General features: G+C 68.3%; 18 protein-coding genes. 16 read left to right on the plus strand and 2 right to left on the minus strand.

All coding sequences use genetic code 11. The features are described from left to right. The first annotated feature begins 39 nt into the window (after window positions 1–39). From DX912_RS03885 to DX912_RS03895, 3 genes are all read left to right on the plus strand, one after another. Complete coding sequence (locus DX912_RS03885; protein ID WP_233433466.1) at window positions 40–1,017, plus strand: alpha/beta fold hydrolase; 978 nt, start codon at window positions 40–42, stop codon at window positions 1,015–1,017. Window positions 1,018–1,028: 11 nt separating this feature from the next. After that, window positions 1,029–1,784: a hypothetical protein gene (locus DX912_RS03890; RefSeq protein ID WP_233433467.1), complete on the plus strand. Its 756-nt coding sequence runs from the start codon at window positions 1,029–1,031 to the stop codon at window positions 1,782–1,784. Between the two features lie 367 nt (window positions 1,785–2,151). Then, a complete protein-coding gene (locus DX912_RS03895) occupies window positions 2,152–2,619 on the plus strand; it encodes an aminoacyl-tRNA deacylase (RefSeq protein WP_115841166.1) in 468 nt (155 codons plus the stop codon). A gap of 63 nt (window positions 2,620–2,682) precedes the next feature. Here the strand turns inward: DX912_RS03895 and DX912_RS03900 are convergent, their stop codons facing one another. After that, complete coding sequence (locus DX912_RS03900) at window positions 2,683–3,615, minus strand: carbohydrate kinase family protein (RefSeq protein ID WP_115841167.1); 933 nt, start codon at window positions 3,613–3,615, stop codon at window positions 2,683–2,685. Between the two features lie 300 nt (window positions 3,616–3,915). Between DX912_RS03900 and DX912_RS03905 the strand changes: the two genes are divergently transcribed. The 13 genes from DX912_RS03905 to DX912_RS03965 all read left to right on the plus strand — a co-directional run bounded on the left by DX912_RS03905 (window position 3,916) and on the right by DX912_RS03965 (window position 19,291). Then, window positions 3,916–4,962: a rod shape-determining protein gene (locus tag DX912_RS03905; RefSeq protein WP_115841168.1), complete on the plus strand. Its 1,047-nt coding sequence runs from the start codon at window positions 3,916–3,918 to the stop codon at window positions 4,960–4,962. A gap of 147 nt (window positions 4,963–5,109) precedes the next feature. Next, a complete protein-coding gene (gene mreC / locus DX912_RS03910) occupies window positions 5,110–6,282 on the plus strand; it encodes a rod shape-determining protein MreC (RefSeq protein WP_115841169.1) in 1,173 nt (390 codons plus the stop codon). Then, window positions 6,279–6,764 carry a rod shape-determining protein MreD gene (mreD, locus tag DX912_RS03915; RefSeq protein WP_115841170.1) on the plus strand — a complete coding sequence of 162 codons (486 nt, stop codon included), beginning with the start codon at window positions 6,279–6,281 and terminating at the stop codon, window positions 6,762–6,764. Before mreC ends, mreD begins: the two co-directional genes overlap by 4 nt. A gap of 1 nt (window position 6,765) precedes the next feature. Next, on the plus strand, window positions 6,766–8,829 hold the full coding sequence (gene mrdA, locus DX912_RS03920; protein ID WP_115841171.1) for a penicillin-binding protein 2: 2,064 nt from the start codon (window positions 6,766–6,768) through the stop codon (window positions 8,827–8,829). Continuing rightward, window positions 8,826–9,938, plus strand: a complete 1,113-nt coding sequence (gene rodA, locus DX912_RS03925; RefSeq protein ID WP_115841172.1) for a rod shape-determining protein RodA — start codon at window positions 8,826–8,828, stop codon at window positions 9,936–9,938. The genes mrdA and rodA overlap by 4 nt, the downstream gene beginning before the upstream one ends. A 149-nt stretch (window positions 9,939–10,087) precedes the next feature. Then, entirely contained in the window at window positions 10,088–11,251 is a 1,164-nt protein-coding gene (mltB, locus tag DX912_RS03930; protein WP_115841173.1) for a lytic murein transglycosylase B, read from the plus strand. Further along, the gene (locus tag DX912_RS03935) at window positions 11,248–12,444 is read left to right on the plus strand and encodes a septal ring lytic transglycosylase RlpA family protein (protein WP_115841174.1); all 1,197 of its coding nucleotides are present in this window, start codon (window positions 11,248–11,250) and stop codon (window positions 12,442–12,444) included. The genes mltB and DX912_RS03935 overlap by 4 nt, the downstream gene beginning before the upstream one ends. Before the next feature lie 59 nt (window positions 12,445–12,503). After that, window positions 12,504–13,718 carry a D-alanyl-D-alanine carboxypeptidase family protein gene (locus DX912_RS03940; protein ID WP_115841175.1) on the plus strand — a complete coding sequence of 405 codons (1,215 nt, stop codon included), beginning with the start codon at window positions 12,504–12,506 and terminating at the stop codon, window positions 13,716–13,718. 106 nt (window positions 13,719–13,824) lie between these two features. Beyond that, a complete protein-coding gene (locus DX912_RS03945) occupies window positions 13,825–14,103 on the plus strand; it encodes a DUF493 family protein (protein WP_115841176.1) in 279 nt (92 codons plus the stop codon). Further along, window positions 14,091–14,780 carry a lipoyl(octanoyl) transferase LipB gene (lipB, locus tag DX912_RS03950; RefSeq protein ID WP_115841177.1) on the plus strand — a complete coding sequence of 230 codons (690 nt, stop codon included), beginning with the start codon at window positions 14,091–14,093 and terminating at the stop codon, window positions 14,778–14,780. The genes DX912_RS03945 and lipB overlap by 13 nt, the downstream gene beginning before the upstream one ends. Before the next feature lie 58 nt (window positions 14,781–14,838). Beyond that, window positions 14,839–15,852 carry a lipoyl synthase gene (gene lipA, locus DX912_RS03955; RefSeq protein ID WP_115841178.1) on the plus strand — a complete coding sequence of 338 codons (1,014 nt, stop codon included), beginning with the start codon at window positions 14,839–14,841 and terminating at the stop codon, window positions 15,850–15,852. 263 nt (window positions 15,853–16,115) lie between these two features. Beyond that, on the plus strand, window positions 16,116–18,377 hold the full coding sequence (locus DX912_RS03960) for a carboxy terminal-processing peptidase (protein WP_115841179.1): 2,262 nt from the start codon (window positions 16,116–16,118) through the stop codon (window positions 18,375–18,377). 83 nt (window positions 18,378–18,460) lie between these two features. Further along, complete coding sequence (locus DX912_RS03965) at window positions 18,461–19,291, plus strand: methylated-DNA--[protein]-cysteine S-methyltransferase (RefSeq protein WP_115841180.1); 831 nt, start codon at window positions 18,461–18,463, stop codon at window positions 19,289–19,291. Between the two features lie 96 nt (window positions 19,292–19,387). Here the strand turns inward: DX912_RS03965 and DX912_RS03970 are convergent, their stop codons facing one another. Further along, a complete protein-coding gene (locus DX912_RS03970) occupies window positions 19,388–19,882 on the minus strand; it encodes an Lrp/AsnC family transcriptional regulator (RefSeq protein ID WP_115841181.1) in 495 nt (164 codons plus the stop codon). Window positions 19,883–20,059: the final 177 nt, after the last annotated feature.

A 20,059-nucleotide genomic window follows, 5' to 3' on the forward strand; every position in this document is an offset into this window, starting at 1 on the left:
TGAGGTGCCTCACGTCCCAACCTCAAGAGAATCTACGAGGTGACCGTGCCGCGCCATCGCCGCCTCCGCGTCATTTCCACCGCACTGCTCGCGCTGCTGCTCCTGGCGGCGGCGCTTCTCTGGCACAACCCCTACGCGATCATCAGTGGCGACTTCGCCCGCCAGCGCATCGCCGCTGGCCTGTCGAAAGCCAGCGTGCAGATCGGCGAAGACCATTGGGTCTACGCCTACAACGACGAAGCGCCGCGCAATGCGCCCACCGTCGTAATGCTGCACGGCTTCACAGGCAGCAAGGAAAACTGGTTTCCGCTGGCGCGCCGCTTGCGTGAGCGTTACCGCGTCGTCGTGCCCGACCTTCCCGGCTGGGGCGAATCGAATCGCATCGACGACGCGAACTACGGTTTCCTCGCGCAGAGCGAGCGCGTCGCGCATTTTCTCCAGGCCGTATCGCCGGACGAACCCGTCGTGCTGCTCGGCCATTCGATGGGCGGCGGCATCGCCGCGCTGACCGCCGCGCGGCATCCCGATCGCGTCGCGCGCGTGGCGTTGATCGACGCGGCGGGCGTGCGTTTCCGCGACAACCGCTTCGGCATCGACGTGCTCGCCGGAAGGAATCCATTCGCCGTGCACGATGAAGCATCGCTGCAACGCTATCTCGACACGGTGTTCTTCGACGATGTCGCGAAGCCGACGATTCCCTGGCCGGCAGACCGCGTCTACATCGCGCGCCGAACGCAGGACGCTGCATTCGAACAGGCTGTGCTCGATCGCATCGGTCGCAGCGACGAGCGCTTCCTGCCAGGCGGTGACGCCGTGCGCATCCGCCAGCCGGCGCTGCTGCTATGGTGCCGCCAGGACGCGGTGATCGACGCGAGCGCGCTCGCGCTGTACGCGCAGCGCATCCCGCAGGCGCAGCGCGTCATGCTGGAAGGCTGCGGCCACATGTCGATACTGGAAAAGCCCGACGCGGTCGCGAACGCCGTCGTCGAACTGATCGAACGAGGAAGGCAACGATGAAACATGCCGCAATGAAACGCGCTGCAATCAAGCACGCTGCAATCAAGCGCGCCGCAATCAGATGCTCCACCGTCGTGCTCGCAGGCGCGCTCGCCGCGTGCCAGCCGGCGAGCGATCCGAAGGCCGAAGCCGCCTCGCAGGCGGACGCGCAGGAGCAGGCCGCCGACGAAATGGCCAAGGCGTTCGAGGCCGAATACGGCAAGCAGAACTGGGAGCTCGCACGCGCGCACGGCGATGTGCTCGCGGCCATGTATCCGAACAGTGCGGCGTTCGGTCGCATCGAGATGCGCTACAACGAAGTGCGGGAAAAGGCCGCGCAGGCGCGCGAGCAGCGCCGCACCGCCGCGTTGTGGACGTACCAGACGCAACCGGTAGAGAAGGGCGAGCAGGTATCGGCGTCGATCTACGCGAAGGATCCCGTCGACACCGACGGCAGCGGTCCGCGCCCGGTGCAGCTGATCTTCCGCGATCGCCCCGACTGGGGCCGCAGCAGCTACCTCGTGCTGGAGAAGGGCGATTTCGACTGCTACGGCGGCTGCAAGGTGAAGCTGAAGGTAGACGATGCCGAGCCCAAGCGCGTGGACGCGAGCCGCCCGAAAACCGACGAGGCCATCGCGATGTTCATCGAGGACGAGAAGATGCTGTGGAAGACGGTGAAGGCCGCGAAGGTCATCGCCATCGAATTCCCGGTGAAGGCCGGCGGCACGCGCACCGCGGTATTCGAGGTGGGCGGGCTGGATGCTTCGAAGATGCCGAAGTGGAATTGAGCTGCCTGCTGCCCTCCTTGCGGCGACTGAAGGGAGTGCAGAGCTGAGAAGGTGCCCCAGCACCTGATCCGGGGCGGATGAGGGCAACGAAGGGTCAAAGGTGGAACGTGCAGTGCTTCACTGCACTGCACGTGTGAGGCTGCCGCTTCGTTGCCCCTCACCCCAACCCCTCTCCCGTCGGGAGAGGGGCTAAGGCGAGGGCGCCGTCGTGCACATCGCCTTACACGAACCTCCGTAAGCTCGATCCCGATGCCGGCGCACGTCGTCGCGCATCCGGCGGCACGCACACGGATGACGCGGGCCGGTCAGCAAGCCACGCGGTCGCGATCGGAACGCAGGCGGCATGGCCCATCGGGTGGAGGACGCCATGCTCTCCCCACGTCTGCACAACCTGCTCGACCAGGGCCAGGCGCCCTACACGACGCTCACGCATCCGCGCACGGTGACCGCGCACGAGACCGCATCGGCGGTGCGCGTGGAGCCCAACCACTTCGCCAAGACGGTGATGCTCAAAGCCGACGGCCGACTCGCCATGGTGGTGATGCCGGCGGCGTATCGCGCGGATCTCTACCGCCTGTCGCTCGCGCTGGGCGGCGTGCCGGTGGAACTGGCGGAGGAGACGGAATTCCGCGATGCGTTCCCCGACTGCGAGCCGGGCGCGATGCCGCCGTTCGGCCATCTCTACGGCATGCCGGTCTATATTGATTCCCGACTGGCGCACCAGGAAGAGATCGCATTCAACGCCGGCAACCACACCGAAGTGGTGCGCATGCCGTACCGCGAGTTCGAGCGCCTCGCCGCGCCGGAGATGCTCTGGCTGGCGCATATGATGTGACGCGTGCGGATACGAAAAACCCCGCGAGATGCGGGGTTTTTCGATCGCGTCCGATGCGGCGCGTTACAGCGCGTAACCGAACTGCTGCTTGAACTGTTCGTTGAACTCGTCGAAATCGAAGCGCTGGTTCTGCGTGCCCGGATGTTCGACCTTCAGCGCGCCCATCAGGTTGCCCATGCGGCCGATGGTGAGCCAGTCGTAGCCCTTCTCGATGCCGTAGATCAGGCCGGCGCGGAACGCATCGCCGCAACCGGTCGGATCGGTCACGCGGCGCTCGTGCGCCGGCGGGACGTCGATGGTCTTCTCGGGCGTGTGGATCTGCGAGCCGTGCGGTCCGCGCGTGGTGATGTAGGCCTTCACGCGCTTGACGATGTCGTTCTCGCTCCAGCCGGTGCGTTCCTGCAGCAGGTTGGACTCGTAGTCGTTGACGGTGACGTAGTCGGCCAGCTCGATGAAGTTGCGCAGTTCCTCGCCGTTGAACAGCGGCATGGCCTGGCCCGGATCGAAGATGAAGGGAATGCCCAACTCGGCGAATTCCTGCGCGTTCTGCAGCATGCCTTCGCGACCGTCGGGGCTGACGATGCCGAACGTCACGCCCGGGACATCACGCACGTGGTTCTCGTACGAACGCATCATCGCGCCCGGATGGAACGCGGTGATCTGGTTGTTGTCGTGGTCGGTGGTGATGAAGGCCTGCGGCGTGAAGAGCTCTTCGATCTCCTTCACCTGCGACAGGTTGATGCCCTGCTGCTGGAAGTGCTCGCGATAGGGCGCGAAGTCCTGGCCGACGGTCGCCATCGGGATCGGATCGCCGCCGAGCAGCTTGAGGTTGTAGGCGATGTTGCCGGCGCAGCCGCCGAACTCGCGGCGCATCCGCGGGACGAGGAAGGACACATTCAGGATGTGCACCTTGTCGGGCAGGATGTGGTTCTTGAACTGGTCGGGGAACACCATGATGGTGTCGTAGGCCAGCGAGCCGCAGATCAGTGCAGACATCGAAATTCCCAGGGTTCAGGGCCGTCCGCGGCGCGGTTCCGGCGTGGTGCGTGAGGTCACGGAGCAGCGGCCCAGCGCCGCGCGGGCGCTAGGGTAGCCGCTGGGGGCGCCCGCGGCCAGCGGCCGCCCAGCTGAACCGTTCGCCCGCCCCGGCATAGGACGCTTCCGAAACGTGACGGGAGAGGGCACGAAGTGCCCGGAATTGCAGGTATTTTCCTTGTGCCGCAAGGGGGTGGTTGCTAGGCTAGCGAACCCCTCACGCGCCTCTCACGCCCCCACCTTTTCGACGGCCGATCCTCGATGTTCAAGAAGTTTCGCGGCATGTTTTCCAACGACCTGTCCATCGACCTGGGCACGGCGAACACCCTCATCTACGTCCGCGGCCAGGGGATCGTGCTGAATGAGCCCTCCGTCGTGGCCGTCCGCCAGGACCGCCTGATCGGCGGCAACCGCACCGTGGCGGCGGTGGGCAGCGAGGCCAAGATGATGCTCGGGCGCACGCCGGGCCACATCACGACCATCCGGCCGATGAAGGACGGCGTCATCGCCGACTTCACCTACACCGAGGAAATGCTCAAGCACTTCATCCGCAAGGTGCACAAGAGCCGTTTCCTGCGCCCGAGCCCGCGCGTGCTGGTCTGCGTGCCGTGCGGTTCGACCCAGGTGGAGCGCCGCGCGATCAAGGAATCGGCCGAGGAGGCCGGTGCCCGCGAGGTCTACCTGATCGAGGAGCCCATGGCGGCCGCCATCGGCGCCGGCATGCCGGTGACCGAGGCCCGCGGCTCGATGGTGGTGGACATCGGCGGCGGCACCACGGAAGTGGCGGTCATCGCGCTCAACGGCATCGTCTACTCCGCGTCGGTCCGCATCGGCGGCGACCGCTTCGACGAGTCGATCATCAGCTACGTCCGCCGCACCTACGGCACGCTGATCGGCGAAGCCACGGCCGAGCGCATCAAGCTCGAGATCGGTTGCGCCTACCCGCAGCAGAAGGCGGCGACGGTGGAAGTCTCCGGCCGCAACCTCGCCGAGGGCGTGCCGAAGATGATCACCATCAACTCCAACGAAGTGCTGGAAGCCCTGCGCGAGCCGCTCGCCGGCATCGTCTCGGCGATCAAGCTGGCGCTGGAGCAGACCCCGCCGGAACTGTGCGCCGACGTCGCCGAGCGCGGCATCGTCCTGACGGGCGGCGGCGCGTTGCTGCGCGACCTGGACCGCCTGATCAGCGAGGAAACCGGCCTGCACGTGCAGGTCGCCGATGACCCGCTGACCTGCGTCGCCCGCGGCGGTGGCCGCGCGCTGGAGCTGGTCGACATGCACGGCAACGAGTTCTTCGCGCCGGAATGATCGAACCGGGGACCGGCTCGGGCATCGCGTTTCGACGCCCCGGGCCGTCCTTTCCCCGAATGAACGCGCATCGCGGCCGGCCGATGGGGATTCCCGCCCGGCCGCGAACGTCGAAGTCCCACACCTGATCCGCCTCTTCCGGCCCCGATGCCCACCTACGCCGGCCCTCCCGCTTCCGCACGCCCCGGTGACGTGGCCGGCACGCTCAAGCTGCTCGCCTACCTGGCGCTGGCGGTGGTGCTGATCGTGCTCGACCACCGCGGCGGCTGGCTTGCGCAGGCGCGCCGGCAGGTGACGCTGCTCGTGCAGCCGCTGTGGATGGTCGCCGGCTGGCCCGGACAGGTCGTCGACCGCGTCCGCGAGGACGCCGGCACGCTGGCCCAGCTCACCGCCGAAAACCGCCGGCTTCGCAACGACCTCATGCTCAACCAGGCGCGCATGGCCCGGCTGGCGACGCTCGCCGCCGACAACGCGCGTCTGCGCGGGCTGCTCGAGGCGTCGCAGTCCGGCAACCTCGACGTGGTCCTCGCGCCGGTCCTGGACATCGACCTCGATCCCGCCCGGCAGCGGCTCGTCCTCAATGCCGGCTCGCGCGAGCGCGTGCAGGTCGGGCAGAACGTGATCGACGCCAACGGCCTGCTCGGCCAGGTCATCGCCGTCACGCCGATGTACGCCAACGTGCTGCTGCTGACCGATCCCTCGCACGCGGTGCCGGTGGCGGTCGCGCGCAACGGCGTGCGTCTGGTGGTGTATGGCGAAGGCCGCAGCGACAAGCTGCGCCTGACCAGCGTGCCGCTCTCCAGCGACGTGAAGGTCGGCGACGTGCTGGTCACGTCCGGCCTGGGCGGCCGTTTCGCACCGGGCTTCCCGGTGGGCAAGATCGCCTCGCTCAAGCCGGACGACAGCCGCGCCTTCCTCATTGGCGAAGTCACGCCGGCGGCGCAGCTCGACCGCGGCCGCGAAGTGCTGGTGCTGCTTTCGATGCCCAATCCGCTGCCGGGCGCGACGGCCTTCACGCCGTCGGATGCGGCCGCCGCAGGGGCCGTCTCGGCTACCGCGCCGGGCGCAGCGCCCGCAGCAGTCCAAGGCGCTGCTTCGACGCAGCCGGGTAGCCCCGTCGCGAACGGCGCAGCGAATCCGCCGGCCGCAGGCGCGCCGGGCAACAGCACGCCCGCGACCCGCGCCGCCCCGGCGAGCAGCGGCACGAACACGCGTCCCGCCAGCACCCCACCCGGGCAGCAACCGACCACGCCTGCCGCACGCACGCCCGCGGCAAATCCGCCGCCCAGCCAGCCGACGCCGTCGGAGACTCGCCGATGACCCGCGCCCGTCCGCAATGGGTACTGCCGGTCAGCATCGTCGTGGCCCTGATGCTGATGCTCCTGCCGCTGCCGGCTTCGGTGCAGCCGCTGCGTCCGTACTGGCTGGCGCTGGTGCTGGCGTACTGGGTGATCGAAGACCCTGATCACGTCGGGCTCGGCCTGGCCTTCGTCATCGGTCTGCTGGGCGATCTGGTCACCGGCAGCCTGTTCGGCGAACAGGCGCTGCGGCTGGTGGTGATGGCCTACATCCTCCAGCGCTTCCGCGCGCGGCTGCGGTTCTTCCCGGTGTCGCAGCAGGCGCTGGCGATCGGCGGCCTGCTATTGAACGACTGCATCGTCACCGCGGCGATCCACATCGCCGTCGGCGTTGCGCCGCTCCATCCGCTGCGCTGGGCCTCGCCGGTCACCGGAATGGTGCTGTGGCCGCTGGCCTACGTCGCGCTGGACTCGCTCCGCCACGGTCGATGGAGGGCGCGCTGAGATGGGCCCGCGTCGTCGCGTCCTGAAGAACAGCGCAGCCGAAGCCAACCAGTTCCGATTGCGCTCCGCCATCGCCTTCGCTTGCGTGATGCTGGCATTGGCGGGACTGGGCTTCTGGTACTTCCGCCTGCAGGTCTGGCAGCACGACGACTACGCCACGCGTTCGGAAGCCAACCGCATCAAGCTGCGGCCGGTGGTGCCGGGGCGCGGGCTGATCCTGGATCGCAAGGGGCGCGTGCTCGCCGACAACGTGCCGGCGTACCGCATCGAAGTGACGCCCTTCGAAGCCGGCAAGAGCGAAACGTGGCTGCCGGCGCTGGGGAAGATCATCGCCCTCACGCCGGAGGACATCGCGCGTTTCGAGGACGAACGGCGCGCCACCCGCGGCTACAAGCCGATCACGCTGAAGCTGCGCGTCACCGAGGAAGAGGCCGCGCGCTTCGCGGTCGATCGCTGGCGCTATCCCGGCGTGGACCTGGTGCCGTACCTCAATCGCCGTTATCCGTACGGCGAGCTGCTTTCGCACGTGATCGGCTACGTCGGCCGCATCGACGCGGACGACCTGAAGGAATTGGGCGAAGGCGGCGCTGCGCTCACGCACATCGGCAAGACCGGGCTGGAGCGCTATTACGAGGAAGCGCTGCGCGGCAAGGTCGGCTACGAGCAGATCGAAACCAACGTCGACGGCCGCCCGATGCGCCAGGTCGGCCACGTGCCGGCCACGCCCGGCGCGGACCTGCGCCTGAGCATCGACCTGGACCTGCAGCAGGCGATGGTGACGGCATTCGGCGACATGGACGGCTCGGCCATCGCGATGGATCCGCGCACCGGCGAAATCCTCGCCATGGTCAGCCTGCCGGGCTACGACACGAACCTGTTCGTCAACGGCATCTCCAACGTCGATTACCGCGCGCTGATGGACAACCCGTCGCGCCCGCTGTTCAACCGCAACGTGCTCGGCGGCGGCCCGCCGGGCTCGACGGTGAAGCCGCTGATCGGCCTGGCCGGCCTGGACAGCGGCCTGCGCACGCCGGAGTCGAAGGTGTTTTCGACCGGCACGTTCTACATCCCCGGCCAGAAGCGCGGCTGGCGCGACGCCCACGGCGGCGCCGGCTGGACGGACCTGCGCAAGTCGATCGCCGCGTCGGTGAATTTCTATTACTACAAGCTCGCCTACGACATGGGGATCGAGCGCTTCGACGAGTACATGCGCAAGTATGGATTCGGCGACAAGACCGGCATCGACCTGGCCGGCGAGAACAAGGGCGTGGTGCCGTCGCCGCAGTGGAAGCGCACGCGCAGCAAGGAGCCGTGGTACGCCGGCGAGACGGTGAACGCGGGCATCGGTCAGGGCTACTGGATCGCCACCACGTTGCAGCTCGTGCGCGGCACGGCGGCGATCGCCAACGGCGGCCACCTCGTGCGTCCGCACCTGGTCGCCGAACGTCGCGACGGTTACGACACGCCGTGGGTGCCGCTCAAGCAGCCCGAGGCGCCGCGCATCACCGACAACGCGAACAATCTGCGCGCCGTGCAGGAAGGCATGATGGCGACGATGGGCCCGGGCGGCACCGGGCGCGCGATGGCCGCCGGCGCGCCGTACCTGATGGCGGGCAAGACCGGTACGGCGCAGAAGATCAGCCGCAAGGGCAGCCAGAGTTTCGATCCGCATTCGTTGCCGTACCACCTGCGCCACCAGGCGCTGTTCGTCGGCTATGCACCGGCGGACAACCCGACGATCGTGGTCGCCATCTCGGTCGAACACGGCGGCTTCGGCGGCAGCACGGCGGCGCCGATCGCGCGCAAGATCTTCGACGCGTGGCTGCTGGGCAAGATGCCCGAGCCGGTGCCGACCGATCCGAAGTACACCCGTCCGGCGCAGCCGCATGCGGCGCCGGTTGTGGCGGCCGCGGCGACGCAGGGCGCGCCGGTGGTGCCGATCCTGCCGACGCCGCGCGCCGTCGTCGCAACTCCGCCTGCCGCGAGCGGGACAACGCAAGCGCAGCCGCAACCGCCGCAGCCGCAGACGCAGACACAGACACCGCCCCAGGAGCCCACCCGATGAGGCAGATCCTGCGCTGGCTGTTCGACCTGCTGGTGCGCTTCGCACGCACGCTCGACCTGCCGCTGCTGGGCGCGTTGCTCGCGCTGATGGTGATCGGGCTGGCCGTGCTGTACAGCGCCGCCGACCATGCCATGGGCCTGGTCGTGCGTCAGGGCGCGTTCTTCGTCGCCGGGCTCGGCGTGATGTGGGCGCTCTCGCGCGTGCCGCCGAACCAGCTGCGCAACTGGACGCCGTTCGTGTTCGCGGCCTCGCTCGTGCCGCTGCTGCTGGTGCTGCTGATCGGCACCGGCAAGCACGGCCGGCACTGGATCAACCTCGGCGTCGTCTACGTGCAGCCGGCGGAACTGCTCAAGCTGAGCCTGCCGATGATGGTGGCGTGGTATCTGGACCGTCAGGCCTTGCCGCCGCGCTTCCGCACCGTGCTGCTCGCCGGATTGCTGATCGCCGCGCCGACCGGGCTGATCCTGCTGCAGCCGGACTTCGGCACCGCGATGCTGGTCGCCACCAGCGGCGCGTTCGCGCTGTACCTGGCCGGCTTGCCGTGGTGGTGGTTCGGCATGGCCTTCGGCGCCGTGGCCGCGGTCGCGCCTGTAGCTTGGTTCTGGCTGCTGAGGCCGTACCAGAAGGACCGCATCCTGACCTTCCTCAACCCCGAATCCGACCCGCTCGGTACCGGCTGGAACATCATCCAGTCGAAGATCGCCATCGGCGCCGGCGGCCTCACCGGCAAGGGCTGGGGGCAGGGCTCGCAGTCGCATCTGAACTACCTGCCCGAACACACGACCGATTTCATCTTCGCCGTGCTCAGCGAGGAATTCGGCTGGATGGGCGTGGCGACGGTGCTGGCGCTGTACCTGTTCGTGATCGGCCGCTGCCTGTGGATCGCCTCCGAAGCGCGCGACGGCTATTCGCGCCTGATCGCCGGCGCGCTGGGCCTGGCGTTCTGCGTGTACGTGATCGTCAACGGCGGCATGATCTCCGGCCTGTTGCCCGTGGTCGGCGTACCGATGCCGCTGCTGAGCTACGGCGGCACGTCCGCGGTCTCGCTGCTGGCCGGCCTGGGCGTGGTGATGGCGGTCCGGGCGCACCGGCCGGTCTACGCGCGCTGAGAAAACGTCGACGACGAACTTGCGTGCGCCGCGGACGAGACCGATCCGGGCCGCATGCGTCGAAGTGGGCGCAGCGAACCTGACTGTTGCCCGCGGCAAGGCTGAACACGCGGTTTTTGGCCTCGCAAGCGCGTGCTACCCTCGCGGCGATGACCCGACGCCACCTCACTCGTAGCGCCGCGATCAGCGCGATTCTTGCCGCGTTGGCCGGTTGCGCCACCCAGACCCAGGCGCCCGCGCCGCAGACCCCGACCGCCACCGCTCCCGCAGCCGCCAAGCCGCGGCACGTGCCGGGCACGCCTGCGTTGCCGGCGCCGGTCGTGCAGCAGCCGCTGGAGGTCGCGCGCGCCGCGTTCGTGCGCGAGACCGCCGCGCAGTACGGCATCGATCCGGCGTACATCGAGTCGGTGCTCGCGCGCGCCGAAATCCGCGACAGCATCATCGCCGCGATGTCGAAGCCGGCCGAAGCCAAGCCGTGGCGCGATTACCGCCCGATCTTCATCACGCAGTCGCGTATCGACGGCGGTCGCGCGTTCCTCGCCGAACACCGCGACGAACTCGCACGCGCCGAAGCGACCTACGGCGTGCCGGCCGAAGTGATCGTCTCGATCATCGGCGTGGAAACCAACTACGGCCGCAACACCGGTTCGTATCCGGTGCTCGATGCGCTGTACACGCTCGCCTTCGCGTATCCGCGCAGCGGCGACCCGGCCAAGCTCGATCGCGAGAACCGCCGCGAGGCGTTCTTCCGTGGCGAGCTCGCGCAGCTGTTCGCGCTGGGCAAGGAAACGGGACTGGACATCACCACGCTCAAGGGCAGCTATGCCGGTGCGATGGGCTGGGGCCAGTTCATGCCGTCGAGCTACCGCGAGTTCGCGGTGGACGGCAACGGCGACGGCAAGCGCGACCTGTTCAACAACCTCGACGACGTCTTCGCGTCCATCGCCAACTACTTCGTGAAGAAGGGCGGGTGGGAACGCGGCGGCCCGGTGACGGTCCGCGCCAACGCGGCCGCGAACGCGCAGCCCATCGAGCCGGAAAGCCTGGATCCGCTCTACACGATGGATGACCTGGCCACGCGCGGCTTCCGCCCGCTCACGCCGGTCTCGCCCGCGGGCGAACACGCCACGGTGGTGATGCTCGACGGCACCAGCGGTCCGGAATACTGGTTCGGTTTCCGCAACTTCTACGCGATCACCCGCTACAACATCTCCAAGCATTACGCGATGGCGGTGTACCAGCTGAGCCAGGCCATCGCCGGGCGAGGCGATGCGGACGTCGCGACCGCATCCGACGGACAGCCGTCCGCATGACGCGCCTGCCTGCCCTTGGCGCCGTGGCTGCCCGGGCCCTCCTGGCGGCCGCGGTGCTTACCCTCGCGGCGTGCGCGAGTTCGCCGAAGAAGTCGGGTTCGCAGCCGGTCGCCGCGCCCGATCGCGGTGGCGTGCACCACGCGCCGCTCCCCGGCGGAAAGAAGAAATCCCCGTACGCGCCCGCGCAGGAAGATCCGAGCACGCGCGGCCACTACACCGCCGGCGGCCTGTACAAGCCGGGCGTGAAGGACAGCACGCCGGACTACATCCCCGACGTCGACGCCATTCCCGAACCCGAGGTCACCAACGAGCCGCGGTCGGCTATCGGCAATCGCCCGAGCTACGTCGTGCTCGGCAAGACCTACAAGGTGCTCGCCAACCCGAAGGGCTACGTCGAGCGCGGCACCGCGTCGTACTACGGCCAGAAGTTCCACGGACGGCGCACGTCCAACCTGGAGGTGTACGACATGTACGCCTTCACCGCCGCGCACAAGACGCTGCCGCTGCCGAGCTTCGCGCGCGTGACCAACCTGGACAACGGCAGGTCGGTGGTGGTGCGCGTCAACGATCGCGGCCCGTTCCACGACGGCCGCGTGATCGACCTCTCCTACGCCGCAGCGGTGAAGCTCGGCATCACCGCGCGTGGCACCGGCAACGTCGAAGTGCGCGCGCTGACGCCGGACGACGATGCACCGGTCTACGCCGCCGCGCCGCCGGCTCCGGCGCCTGCACCCGCGCCGGCCAAGCCGCCGAGCGCGATGGATCGCCTGGTCGCGGCAATCCCGGTCGGCTCGGCGAATGCCGCCGTACTTCCGCCCGGCGTGCGCATCGCCACGGGCAAGCCCACGCCGATGGCCAGCCAGGCCGGAAAGTTCGACGCGGCGGTCGCGGCCGCCACCGCGACGAAGCCCGCCATCGTCCCGGCGCCGGTTCCGACGCCAGCGCCGGCCCAGGTCGCCGGCGACGACGTCGTCTTCCAGATCGCCAGTTTTTCCGCCCGCGACAACGCCGACCGGGCCCTGACGCGCCTGCGCGCGGCCGGGATCGACGGCGCCCAGATCAGCGACGCCAGCGCCAACGGCCAGACCGTGTGGCGGCTGCGCGTCGGCCCGCTGCAGGCCACGCAGGCCACGGAACTTGCACAGCGCATCGCGGGTCTGGGTTTCGGCCAGCCGCAGCGCGTCCGCGACTAGAATTCGTCCCACCCTTTGCCAATCGCCGGTCCCTGCCGGTGCCCGGAGCTTCGTAGAAAATGAAAGTCCCCGCTCTCGCCAGAGCCGTCGTCCTCGCGGCCACCACGACCCTCGTGGCTGGTCTCGCCATCGCCCAGACCACCCCGACGCCGCGCACGCAGCTGCCGCCCGCGAGCCAGTCGCTGCCGGTCCCGCCGCCGCCGCAGATCACCGCCAGCGCCTGGGTGCTGATGGACGCCGCCAGCGGCAACGTCCTGGCCGGGGAGAACTACGACCAGCGCCTGGAACCGGCGAGCATCACCAAGGTGATGACCAGCTACGTCATCGCCGCCGAAATGGCGGCCGGCAAGGTCAAGCCCGACGACCAGGTGATGATGACCGAGAACGCCTGGCGCGTCGGCGGCGCCGGCACCGATGGCAGCTACTCCGGCTTCGAGGTCAACAAGACCGCGCCGTTGCTCGAGATGGAAAAGGGCATGGTCGTGCAGTCGGGCAACGACGCCGCGATCGCGCTGGCCGAACACGTCGCCGGCAGCACCGACGCGTTCGCCGCGCTGATGAACCAGTACGCGCAGCGCATCGGCCTGAAGAACACGCATTGGGTGAACCCGACCGGCCTGTCCGCGCCGGAGCATTACTCGACCGCGCACGACCTCGCGCTGCTCGGCCGCGCGCTGGTGCACGATTACCCGGTTGCGTACTCGTACAACAAGATCAAGGAATTCACGGTCGGTCCCATCACCCAGCCGAACCGCAACCTGCTGCTGTGGCGCGACCCGTCGGTCGACGGCATCAAGACCGGCCACCACTCCGGCGCCGGCTACTGCCTGATGGCCTCGGCCAAGCGCGGCGACCAGCGCCTGATCTCGGTCGTCATGGGTTCCAGCAGCGAGAACCAGCGCGCGGTGGACTCGCAGGCGCTGCTGAACTGGGGCTTCCGTTTCTTCGAGACGCACAACCTCTACGACGCCGGCAAGGCGATCGCGAAGCAGAAGGTGTGGAAGGGCGCGTCCGACGAAGTGCAGCTCGGCGTCGCCGAACCGCTGCTGGTGACGGTGCAGCGCGGCAAGTACGACCAGCTCAAGCCGACGATGGACGTGCCCAAGCAGCTTGTCGCGCCGATCGCGAAGGGCCAGAAGATCGGCTCGGTGAAGGTCACGCTCGACGGCAAGGTCGTGGCCGAGCGCCCGCTGGTCGCGCTCAACGCGGTCGAGCAGGGCGGCTTCTTCAAGCGCCTGTGGGACGAGTTCTGGATGTGGTGGGAGTCGGAGTAACCCTCCGCGCAACGCAGCATCCCGCGATGTGAAGAAGGCCGGCGCAAGCCGGCCTTCCGCGTTACGGCGCCTTGGGTTTGCCGGGCCCCGGACCCATAATCCGGCCATGGAAATCAAATCCGACAACCCCGAGCACGGCTTCCAGTTCCCGGGCACGTTCGAGCTGAGCGCCATGGGCGCCGCCGAGAAGGACCTGGAAACGGTGCTGCCGACGCTGCTGCTCGATGCGGGCATCGAAGTGGTGCAGGAAACCGTCAACTGGAAGCTGTCCAGCAACGGCCGCTACGTCTCCGTGCGCATCACCTTCCGCGCGCGGGATCGCGAGCAGTACGACCTGGCGCACCAGGTGCTGCGCGAGCATCCGGAAGTGAAGTGGACGCTCTGAGCGAGCCCGTCGTCGCGCCCGAACCGCTCCGCACGCTGCCGCCGACGCAGCTGCGCGACCTCGGTCGCCGTGCCTACGAACCGGTCTGGCACGCCATGCAGGCCTTCACCGACGCGCGCACCGCCGACACGCCCGACGAGCTGTGGCTGGTCGAGCACGATCCGGTGTTCACCCTCGGCCAGGCCGGCAAGGACGAACACGTGCTGTTCCCCGGCGACATCCCGGTGATCCACGTCGATCGCGGCGGCCAGGTGACCTATCACGGGCCGGGCCAGATCGTGCTGTATCCGCTGCTGGACCTGAAGCGCCTGAAGGTCGGCGTCAAGGAATACGTGCACCGCATCGAGCAGGCGATGATCGACACGCTGGGCGACTGGAACATCCACGCCGAGCGACGCGACGGCGCCCCCGGCGTCTACGTGAATGGGGCGAAGATCGGCGCGCTCGGCATCCGCGTGCGCCGTGGCTGCACCTTCCACGGCCTCGCCTTCAACATCGCGATGGACCTGGAGCCGTTCCGGCGCATCAACCCCTGCGGCTACCAGGGGCTGCAGGTGACCTCGATGCTAGACTTGGGCGGCCCTTCCGGGCTGGAGCCGGTCAAGCCGGTGCTGATCGGGCACGTCGCCCGCCAGTTCGGACTGACCGTCGAAACGGCCCCGCCGCCGACGTTCTGACCTTCCCCGGCGCCGTCTTTTTCCGGCGCGTTCGCCGATCCAGAGATTCCCCCACGCCATGTCCGAGACCGCCTCCAAGACCATCCCGCTTTCGGTCGTGAGCGGCGACGCCGCGTCGTCGTTGCAGCCGGGCGTGAAGCAGATCGCCGGCGACAAGATCGCCCGCTCGCCGGTGCAGTTCGCCGACGCACCGGTGCTGCGCAAGCCGTCGTGGATCCGCGTACGCATTCCGTCGGGCAACTCGGTGGCGCAGCTGAAGTCGAAGCTGCGCGAGAACCGCCTGGTCACGGTGTGCGAGGAAGCCAGCTGCCCGAACATCCACGAGTGCTTCAGCCACGGCACGGCGACCTTCATGATCCTGGGCGAGGTCTGCACCCGCCGCTGCAGCTTCTGCGACGTCGCCCACGGCCGCCCGAAGCCGCCGGATCCGTCCGAGCCCCTGAGCCTGGCGACCACCGTCGCCGACATGGGCCTGAAGTACGTGGTCGTCACCAGCGTCGATCGCGACGACCTCCGCGACGGCGGCGCCCAGCATTTCGTCGACTGCATCGCCGCGATCCGCGAGCACAGCCCGCGCACGCGCATCGAGATCCTCACGCCCGACTTCCGCGGCAAGGGCCGCATGGAGCGCGCGCTGGAGATCATGGCCGCCAGCCCGCCGGACGTGTTCAACCACAACGTCGAGACCGTGCCGGACCTGTACCGCAACGTGCGTCCGGGCGCCGACTACCAGTGGTCGCTGACGCTGCTGAAGAAGTTCAAGGCGCAGCATCCGGAGGTCGCCACCAAGAGCGGCATCATGCTCGGCCTGGGCGAGACGATGGAGCAGGTGCAGGGCACGCTGCGCGACCTGCGCGACCACGACGTGGACATGATCACCATCGGCCAGTACCTCCAGCCCAGCGCGCACCACCACCCGGTGCTGCGTTACTGGACGCCGGAGGAGTTCAAGGCGCTGGAGGAGTACGGCTACGCGCTGGGCTTCACCCACGTCGCCTCCGGTCCGCTGGTCCGCTCGTCGTATCACGCCGACCGTTCGGCGCTCGAAGCCGGGGTCGTCGCGGCCGGGTGATCGCCGCGCCAACCGTCGCATTGCGCTCACATCGTGTTGATCGGCAAAGGCCGAGGCTGAGTCGTGCCTGACCGCAGCCCGTCGCCCAGCTGAACGCACCCGGGTGAACGGGCGAAGTGCGGCGACTGGCACGCTAATTCCCACCCCCGGTGGGTGACACGTCCCGCAACTTTCGGCACTGTGGGGTTGTCGAACCGCACTCCATTCTGCGTTCGTCTCCTCAGGACCCCCATTCGGCCGCATGCGGTCGCGAAGCCTCCTCGATGAAAGCCAAGACCACTCCCGCCTCCGTCCTCGTCGCCCTCGCGCTGGCCTCGCCCCTGGCACTGCTCGCGCAGTCCGACAGCGCGGCCGACAAGAAGACTTCGCAGGTTGAAGTTCCGACGCACGAGAAGCCGAACCTGATCAAGTCGATGGAGGTCTCGCAGCTTCCGCGCGCGGCCACCGCCGACCAGACCACGGCGGCGAAACTCGTCTACGGCCTGCTGTCCGACAGCCGCTACGCGTACCGCCCGGTCGCGCTGGACGACACGCTCTCGGCCGACATCTACAAGCGCTATCTCGAATCGCTCGACGGCGGCAAGCAGTTCTTCACCGCGCAGGACATCGCCAAGTTCGATGCCTACAAGTTGAAGTTCGACGACGCGATCAAGAGCGGCGACCTCGCACCGGCCTACGCGATCTTCGCGACCTACAAGCAGCGCGTGGACCAGCGCGTGGGCTACGCGCGCGGCCTGCTCAAGCAGGACATGTTCGATTTCACCGGCAACGACCGTTACGAGTACGACCGCGAGAAGGCGCCGTGGGCGACCGACGACGCGGCGCTCGACACGTTGTGGAAGGCCTCGGTACGCAACGACTGGCTGCGCCTGAAGCTCGCCGGCAAGAAGCCCGACGACATCCGCAAGACGCTCGACAAGCGTTACGCGAACATGGGCAAGTCCATCGCCGAGCTGAAGGGCGAGGACGTGTTCCAGACCTTCCTCAACAGCTACGCCAATTCGGTCGATCCGCACACCGACTACTTCACGCCGAAGACGGCCGACAACTTCAACGTGTCGATGTCTCTCTCGCTGGAAGGCATCGGCGCCGTGTTGCAGAAGCAGGACGACGTGGTCGCGATCCGCGAGATCGTGCCCGGCGGTCCAGCCGGCAAATCCGGCAAGCTCAAGCCCGGCGACCGCGTGGTCGGCGTGGGCCAGGGCGAAAGCGGCGCGATGGAAGACGTGATCGGCTGGCGCATCGACGACGTCGTCGCCAAGATCCGCGGCAACAAGGGCACGAAGGTGCGCCTGGACGTGATCCCGGCCGAAGCGGGCCTGGACAGCCAGCCGCAGCGCCTGGTGCTGGTGCGCGACAAGGTGCGCCTGGAAGACCAGGCCGCCAAGTCGAAGGTCATCACCATCCCGGCCGCGAACGGCGCGCCGGAGCAGCGCATCGGCGTGATCGAACTGCCCGGCTTCTACCAGGACTTCGAAGGTCGCCGGAAGAACAGCAACGACTACGCCTCGGCCACGCGCGACGTCGCCAAGCTGCTGGAAGAGCTGCGCGGCAAGAACGTCGACGGCGTCGTGCTCGACCTGCGCAACAACGGCGGCGGCTCGCTCAACGAAGCCATCGAACTCACCGGCCTGTTCATCGACCGCGGTCCGGTCGTGCAGGTGCGTGAGTCCGGCGGCCGCGTGAGCGTGGAAGGCGACAGCGACACCGGCATCGCGTGGGAAGGCCCGCTCGCGGTGTTGATCAACCGCGGATCGGCTTCGGCGTCGGAGATCTTCGCCGGCGCGATCCAGGATTACGGTCGCGGTCTGGTCATCGGCGAAACGAGCTTCGGCAAGGGCACGGTGCAGAACCTGGTCGACCTCGACCGCTGGCCGGCGAATGAAGAAGCGCGCTTCGGCCAGGTGAAGCTGACCATCGCGCAGTTCTTCCGCGTGAGCGGCGGTTCGACGCAGAACAAGGGCGTCGTACCGGACGTGGCCTTCCCGGTCTCGGTCGATGCGAGCGAGTACGGCGAAAGCACGTACGACAACGCGCTGCCGTGGACGCGCATCTCGGCCGTGCCGCACACCACCTACGGCAACTTCTCGCCGCTGCTTCCGAAGCTCGAGGCGCTGCACACCACGCGCATCGCGAACGACAAGGAATTCCAGTGGTGGAGCGAGGACGTCGCGCAGTTCCGCGACGAGCGCGCCAAGAAGTGGGTGAGCCTCAACGAAGCCGAGCGCCGCGCCGAGCGCGATGGCGAGGAAGCCAAGCGCAAGTCGCGCCAGGAACAGCGCAAGGCACTGGGCCTGGATCTCGACCCCCTGGCCGACGACTACAACGACGACGGCCTGGCCGCCAACGAGCGCGACATCGCGAAGGACGCCGAACGCGAGAAGCTCGCCGACAAGCGCCCGGACCCGCTGCTGCGCGAATCGGCCGCCATCCTCGCCGATGCGGTGCGCCTGCTGAACAACGATCGCCAGCTGTCGGCGCAGGTGCTGCCGACCGCGACGACGGCGGGCCACTGGGCCGACTGACACGACGTCGGGGGAAATCCCCACGCGAGGCACAACAAGGATCGGATAGCGGGCGCCCTCGGGCGCCCGTTACTGTTTGGGCCATGAACACTGCCCGCCAACTTCGCGACAAGCTCGAACATGCCCGCCGCCTGATGGACGAAGGCGAGCCCACGCTTGCCGACCTCGCGGCAAGCGTCGGACTGAGCGCCTCGCATCTGCAGCGCCGCTTCGCCGAGCGCTTCGGCCTGAGCCCGGCCGAGTACCTCTCGCAACGCAAGCTCGGCACGCTGAAGGGCGCCCTGCGCGAAGGTAGCGACGTCAGCGCGGCGCTTTACGACGCGGGGTACGGTTCGCCGTCGCGCGTTTACGAAGGCGGCGCGGCGAAACTCGGCATGACACCGGCGCGCTATCGCGCCGGCGGCGCGGGCGAGCAGATCCGCTGGAGCATCGCCGACACCGCGCTCGGACAGGCGCTGGTCGCAACGACCGAGCGCGGCATCTGCATGATCGAACTGGGTGAGGATGCCGCCGCGCTCGAAGCGAAGCTGCACGCGGAATTCCCCAAGGCGCAGCTGGAACGCGTCGATGCCGGGCGCGACGAATTCCTCGCGCCGCGCCTGCGTGCGGTCGCCGAGGCACTCGCCGGACGACAGGCGCAGGTTCCGGTGGATCTCATCGGCACAGCGTTCCAGAAGAAGGTGTGGGACGCGCTGATGAAGATCCCGCACGGGCAGACGCGCAGCTACACGCAGATCGCGGAGGAGATTGGCCATCCGCGTTCGATGCGCGCCGTGGCCAATGCATGCGCCAACAACCACGTCGCCATCGTCGTGCCGTGTCACCGCGTGGTACGCGGCGATGGCTCACTGGGCGGCTATCGCTGGGGGCTACCGATGAAGCAGCGCGTGCTGGAGCGCGAGCGCGTGGCGTAAGCGGGGCGCACCACGTCGTCGTCGAAGCGCTTGTAGCTCTTGCAGCCCCAGTGAGCGAAGCGCACTCCGGTTTCGGCGACCGCCTCAATCACCGCATCACTTGCGACGCCGAACCGGCACGCGCGTGGGCACCTGCAATCCCGACTTCACCACGTCGAACACCATCCGCGTCTCGTAACGCTTGATGTTGCCTTCGTCCATGAACAACCGGTCGGCGACTTCGCGGCAATGCGCGACGCCGGTGGTGCATAGGATCACCAGGTAGTCCCACTCGCCGGCCAGCGAGTAGCACTGCTGCACTTCCGGGGCGGCGCGCATGCGGGCATGGAAGGTAGCGTGGAGCTTGGCTGATTCGCGCTCCATCGCGACCAGCACCGTCGCCAGCGTGGTGGTGCCGAGCAGAGTGGAGTCCAGAACGGCGACCTCGCGCATCAGTCCGTGCTTGCGATAGCGCGTGATGCGCCGCTGCACGGCGCTCGCCGATAGCCCCACGGCTTCGCCGAGCGCGGTCAGCGTCGAGGCCGAGTCGCGCTGCAGCAGCTCCAGCAGCCGATGGTCGAACTCGTCCAGTACGACGGGTGTTTTGGCCATGCAAAATTTTTGCGTCAGGGCGCACGATTTATCAAGCATGTCGCGGCCGGTGCGCGTTACGCTTCACCCATCCGAACGACTCCCGGCACCGCGCGTGCGTGGCGTCCCGCCCGAACAGGGCAGAACGCTCCGACCGCACGGTGCCTCGATGTCGTCCGGCGCTCGCGGTCGCCGCAA

The sequence above is a fragment of the Lysobacter soli genome (assembly GCF_003382285.1).
Lineage (GTDB): Bacteria > Pseudomonadota > Gammaproteobacteria > Xanthomonadales > Xanthomonadaceae > Lysobacter_J > Lysobacter_J soli.

Excerpts from the sequence above, each read along its gene's own strand:
- mreC (WP_115841169.1), top strand. The coding sequence starts at position 5,110 with ATGCCCACCTACGCCGGCCCTCCCGCTTCCGCACGCCCCGGTGACGTG.
- rodA (WP_115841172.1), top strand. The coding sequence starts at position 8,826 with ATGAGGCAGATCCTGCGCTGGCTGTTCGACCTGCTGGTGCGCTTCGCA.
- DX912_RS03965 (WP_115841180.1), top strand. The coding sequence starts at position 18,461 with ATGAACACTGCCCGCCAACTTCGCGACAAGCTCGAACATGCCCGCCGC.
- DX912_RS03895 (WP_115841166.1), top strand. The coding sequence starts at position 2,152 with ATGCTCTCCCCACGTCTGCACAACCTGCTCGACCAGGGCCAGGCGCCC.
- mreD (WP_115841170.1), top strand. The coding sequence starts at position 6,279 with ATGACCCGCGCCCGTCCGCAATGGGTACTGCCGGTCAGCATCGTCGTG.
- mltB (WP_115841173.1), top strand. The coding sequence starts at position 10,088 with ATGACCCGACGCCACCTCACTCGTAGCGCCGCGATCAGCGCGATTCTT.
- DX912_RS03935 (WP_115841174.1), top strand. The coding sequence starts at position 11,248 with ATGACGCGCCTGCCTGCCCTTGGCGCCGTGGCTGCCCGGGCCCTCCTG.
- DX912_RS03960 (WP_115841179.1), top strand. The coding sequence starts at position 16,116 with ATGAAAGCCAAGACCACTCCCGCCTCCGTCCTCGTCGCCCTCGCGCTG.
- DX912_RS03970 (WP_115841181.1), bottom strand. The coding sequence starts at position 19,882 with ATGGCCAAAACACCCGTCGTACTGGACGAGTTCGACCATCGGCTGCTG.
- lipA (WP_115841178.1), top strand. The coding sequence starts at position 14,839 with ATGTCCGAGACCGCCTCCAAGACCATCCCGCTTTCGGTCGTGAGCGGC.
- DX912_RS03900 (WP_115841167.1), bottom strand. The coding sequence starts at position 3,615 with ATGTCTGCACTGATCTGCGGCTCGCTGGCCTACGACACCATCATGGTG.
- DX912_RS03940 (WP_115841175.1), top strand. The coding sequence starts at position 12,504 with ATGAAAGTCCCCGCTCTCGCCAGAGCCGTCGTCCTCGCGGCCACCACG.
- DX912_RS03945 (WP_115841176.1), top strand. The coding sequence starts at position 13,825 with ATGGAAATCAAATCCGACAACCCCGAGCACGGCTTCCAGTTCCCGGGC.
- DX912_RS03905 (WP_115841168.1), top strand. The coding sequence starts at position 3,916 with ATGTTCAAGAAGTTTCGCGGCATGTTTTCCAACGACCTGTCCATCGAC.
- mrdA (WP_115841171.1), top strand. The coding sequence starts at position 6,766 with ATGGGCCCGCGTCGTCGCGTCCTGAAGAACAGCGCAGCCGAAGCCAAC.
- DX912_RS03890 (WP_233433467.1), top strand. The coding sequence starts at position 1,029 with ATGAAACGCGCTGCAATCAAGCACGCTGCAATCAAGCGCGCCGCAATC.